At 62.6% G+C, this 4981-nt stretch carries 2 protein-coding genes; both read left to right on the top strand.

Features of this window, described 5'->3' with window-relative positions; genetic code table 11:
• Window positions 1-154: 154 nt before the first annotated feature.
• Window positions 155-1186 (top strand): IS110 family RNA-guided transposase, encoded by a 1032-nt coding sequence (locus CLM60_RS12070; RefSeq protein ID WP_095587668.1) that lies wholly within the window; start codon window positions 155-157, stop codon window positions 1184-1186.
• A gap of 427 nt (window positions 1187-1613) precedes the next feature.
• On the top strand, window positions 1614-4981 hold a 3368-nt coding region (locus CLM60_RS12065; protein ID WP_095589412.1), incomplete at its 3' end, for a strawberry notch family protein.

Raw genomic sequence — 4981 nt, 5'->3', positions numbered from 1 at the left:
AAAGATGCCGTAATGGGGCTGTCGGCGAATCGAGCACGTTTCGCTTGTTTGTCAGCATGATCTGAAGTGCCGTTGCCCTTGATGCGCCTGCAGCGCGTCTACGAGGTCGTATGTTTCCATGCGCCTCAATTCCTAAGAATAGAAGGGCAACGACATGAATGTATTTATCGGACTAGATGTATCTCTGACAAGCACGGCGATTTGTGTGCTGGGGCCGCAAGGGAAGGTTGTTGAGGAGTTGGAGGCCGCCAGCGAGCCTGAGGCGCTGGTGCGTGCGATGACGTCATTGCCGTACGCGGTCGATGCGATCGGTCTTGAAGCCGGACCACTGTCCCAATGGCTGAGTAAGGGCATCGAAGAGGCCGGACTTGACGTGGTCTTGATGGAAACGCGGTTGGTGAAAGCCGCTTTGAAAGCCATGCCGATCAAAACCGATCGGCGCGATGCTCAGGGCATTGCGCGCTTGCTTCAAATGGGATGGTACAGGCCCGTGCACCGCAAATCGGTGTCCTCCCAGGAAATCCGCGCGTTGCTGACAGCGCGCAAGTCAGTTCAGCAGGCCATCATCAACCTTGAGCTTTCCATGCGGGGTGTTTTGCGGAACTTCGGTCTGAAGCTGGGACACGTCACCCGGATCAGGTACGAGGCCCGGGTGAGGGAACTGGTTGAGCAGAATGAAATCCTGTCGGCGTCGACAGAGGCCCTTTTGCGCGCGCGTGCGCAGTTGCGCGCCGAGTTGGCTGAATTGGATGCGACAATCGCGGATCTGGCAAAACAAGACGACGTTTGCCGTCTGATGATGACGATGCCAGGCGTCGGTCGGATCGTCGCCCTGACGGTCAAATCCGCGATCGACGATCCGACCCGGTTCGCGCGATCGAAGGATGTTGGTCCGTGGGTGGGGCTGACGCCGAGACGTACGCAATCCGGAGAGATGGACATTGTCGGGCAAATTACTCGAGCCGGTGACCGGGCCCTTCGAACGGCCTTGTATCAAGCGGCGATGATCTTGATGCACCGTGGGTCACCAAACTGGCTCCAGGCCTGGGCGCTCAGAGTGGCCCATCGGCGTGGATCGAAACGGGCCTTGATTGCACTTGCGCGGCGTATTGGCGTTGTATTGCACCGCATGTGGCGAGACGGCACACCATTCCGCCATGTGCAGAGCTCCCCGGCAACGGTCTGAGTAAAATAATTCCAGAACTTGATCTGACGGAGGAACGCACTGCACCTGACGACAGGTACGACGAGGTCCCTTGCCGGGACGAGGTTCCTGGAGATGCCGAAAGCCCGCTAGTTATCGGCTAACGCTGAATACGCGTAAAAGATGGGCACCCAGGACCAGATTTGGACCAGGCATAGAGTGGCAGCCATGCGGCTGACTACGGACGGAAGAGCGAAGCCCGGACAGGGGGGTGTCCTTCAGTCCTGACGTGCCGGTGCAGTGAAAAAGAAAAAGTAAGCTTCTGAATTTGTGCCTTAAAACTCGGAGAAGAATGAGATCTTCGCCGGGATTTTTGACTTGCCCGAAACCCTTGACAGAGGCCCGCCCCATTACGGAAGCTGGCTTTTTGTCCTTTGGAACTCAGACCCTGATCCAAAGGAAAATCCCCATGTCCAAACCCAGAACGGCCAACCCGGCTCTCGCAATCTCCGAAGCCGATCTCGCCTCTGCGCTAGCGCTTATCGGCACAGAGATCGACCACCAACCCCTGCGCAGCTCAGCGCTCGCGCGCGTCATGCGCGAGACGTTTCTTGGCAGCAATGCCGGCGGTGCCTGGGACTGGCGCATGGCATATGACCTGATGCAGGCCGCGGCTGTCCAGGTGCTGCTGCGTGGGAACGGCGTGGCAGGTGACATCGCCGCTGCAAAGCTGCTTGCCTCGCGGCTGCTGACGGAAACCCGCCGGTCAGAGCAGCAGATCCGGCTGCAGCAGTTTTCCACGCCGTTGTCTTTCGCGGCAATGGTCGTGCGGGCGGCAGCCGTTCGCAAGGGCGAGACTTTGCTGGAGCCCTCGGCTGGCACCGGTGCCCTGGCTGCTTTCGCCGCCCGGGCCGGTGCCACGCTTCTGCTCAACGAGATCGACCCCTTTCGCCAGCGCCTCCTGCGCGCGGTTTTCGGCGGCGAGGTCACAGGCCATGACGGCGAGCATATCGATGATCTGCTGCAGAGGCCGGTTCTACCCGACGTCGTGGTGATGAATCCGCCCTTCGCCGCCTCGGTCGATCGGTCGCGGGACAAGCACATCGCCGCCAAACATCTCATCGCGGCTGCAAAGCGTCTCGCGCCGGGTGGGCGCCTGGTGGCGATCATGCCGCCGGGGTTCACGCCCGAACGCGATGCCGCGCATTGGTCCCGCGCCTGCAGCCTCCTGACGCCGCGACTGGCGTTGACGATGCCGGGGCAGGTCTACCGCAAGCTCGGCACAACTGTGGAAACCCAGCTCATGATCTTCGACAAGGTGCAGGAGGATTGCGAGATGATCCGCGCCGTTGTGTGCGATCTGGATGAAGCCCTTCCTTTTGTCGACGCCGTGGCCGCAACCCGGCCTGAGATGCACCCCGCCCAACGGGCAGCAGCGATCCCGCACATTCGGCCGACCGTTCCATCCTCTGCTCCGCGCAAGACCGCCGCTGCGCCTGTCGCCGCCTCCAAGCCTCGGGCCAATGCCGTTGTCCCGCTAACTTTCACGAGCTTTGATATCCCGCGCGACAACACGCCCATCTCGGACATCTATGCGCGCTACCGTCCGCAACGGATCGAGATCGCGGGTGCGCAGGAACATCCCACCCCGCTCGTCGAGAGCATCGCCATGGCCTCGGTTGCCCCGCCCATGCCCTCAAATACGGGTCGTGATGACTTGCGCCTGCCCGCACGGTTGGTCGAGGAGGGTCACCTCTCCGAGGCGCAGCTGGAAACCATCATCATGGCGCATGACGCCCATGGGCGCGACCTGCCCGGTCGGTTTACCATCGATGACGACCAGACCAAGCTGACGCGCGCCGATGATGACCCGGATGCACGTGCCTATCGCCTTGGCTATTTCCTCGGCGACGGCACCGGTTGCGGCAAGGGCCGCGAATGCGCAGGGCTCATTCTCGTGAACTGGCTTTCCGGGCGCAGGAAGGCGATCTGGGTCTCCAAATCCGCCACGCTCATCGAGGACGCCATCCGCGACTGGACCGATCTCGGCGGCTCGCCAGCCGACATCCAGCCGCTCTCCAAATGGAAACCGGACCAGCCCGTCCCGATGGGCGACGGCATCCTCTTTGTCACCTACGCCACGCTGCGGTCCGCGGGCAAATGCGGCACCACGCGACTGAGCCAGATCCTCGCCTGGATGGGCGAAGACTTTGAAGGCGTGCTGGCCTTTGATGAGGCCCATGCCATGCAGAACGCGGCCGGGTCCGAGCAGGGCAGGGGGGTCAAACCCTCCCAGCAGGGCCTTGCTGGCCTCCGGCTGCAACTGGCAGCACCCCGCGCTCGCGTCTTCTACATCTCGGCCACGGGTGCGACGAGCGTCCACAACCTCGCCTATGCCGCGCGGCTGGGGCTCTGGGGGCAGGGCCCCGAATACCCCTTCCCAAGCCGCGAGAGCTTCGTTTCTGCGATGGAAGCCGGCGGCGTGGCTGCCATGGAGGTGGTCGCGCGCGATCTCAAGACGCTCGGGCTCTACACGGCGCGTGCCCTCAGTTTTGATGGGGTGGAGTATGACGTGCTCGAACACGCGCTGACCCCGGCCCAGATCGAGATCTACGACGCATACGCGGGTGCTTTTCGGATGATCCACCACAATCTCGAAGCGGCGCTGACTGCGACCGGCGTCAACGACGCCTCGGGGGAAACTAATGCGTCGGCCGCACGCGCCTCGGCCAAGTCCCGCTTCGAGAGCACGAAGCAGCGCTTCTTCAACCATCTCCTGATGGGCATGAAAGCCCCGACCATCATCCGTGCGATCAAGGACGACCTGGCGGCAGGCAAGGCTTGCGTCATCCAGGTTGTCTCGACAGGCGAGAGCCTGCTGAAGCGTCGGCTTGAGGCGATGGACCCGGAGGATGAACTCGTCGAGGGTGCCTTGACGCCGCGCGACTATGTTCTGGGCTACCTCGAACAGGCCTTCCCGATCCATGCGCAAAAGCTCGTGGAGATCGACGGCAATATGGTGGCGGAACCCTTGCGGGATGAGACCGGGGCGCTCGTTGTCTCGCGCGAGGCGCTCGCTTTGCGTGACGCGGCCATGATGGAATTGATGACGCTGGCGCCGATCCCCTCGGCGCTCGATCAGATCCTCTGGGCATTTGGCGATGAGGCCGTGGCAGAAGTCACGGGGCGGTTCATCCGGCCACTCAAGGCCGAGGATGGCCATCTCTTCATCGAGAAGCGCAGCGCCAGCAGCAATTCGTCCGAGACCCAAGCCTTCATGGACGGCGAAAAGGATATCCTGATCTTCTCCGACGCGGGCGGTACGGGCCGGTCCTACCATGCGGCGCAAACCGCGAAGAACCAGAAACGGCGGCGGCACTATCTTCTGGAGCCCGGCTGGCGCGCGGATGCAGCCATCCAGGGGCTCGGCCGCACGCATCGCTCGGCCCAGGTCAGCGCACCGTTCTTTCGGGTCTGCACCTCCGATGTGCATGGCGAGAAACGTTTCACCTCGACGATCGCCAAACGCCTCGACCAGCTGGGGGCCCTGACCAAGGGCCAGCGCGAGACCGGCTCGCAAGGCATGTTCCGCGAGGAGGACAATCTCGAAAGCCCGATCGCGCGAGCGGCGCTGCGTGGGTATTTCGCCGATCTTGCCGCCGGGCGCGCCGAGGCGATGAGCTACGAGAGCTTCACCGACTGGACGGCCCTGCGGCTGATCGACAAGGACGGGGTGCTGCTCGAAGAGCTTCCCCCGATCCAGCGGTTTCTCAACCGGGTGCTTGCCCTTCCCATCCACATGCAGAACGCGCTCTTTGCCGAGTTCATGCGCCGGAT

The sequence above is a fragment of the Actibacterium ureilyticum genome (assembly GCF_002285435.1).
In the GTDB taxonomy this organism is placed as follows: Bacteria; Pseudomonadota; Alphaproteobacteria; order Rhodobacterales; family Rhodobacteraceae; genus Actibacterium_C; species Actibacterium_C ureilyticum.
This window is presented reverse-complemented; position numbering and strand designations above follow the sequence as displayed.

Coding starts and splice junctions, on each gene's coding strand:
- CLM60_RS12070 (WP_095587668.1), top strand. CDS start 155: ATGAATGTATTTATCGGACTAGATGTATCTCTGACAAGCACGGCGATT.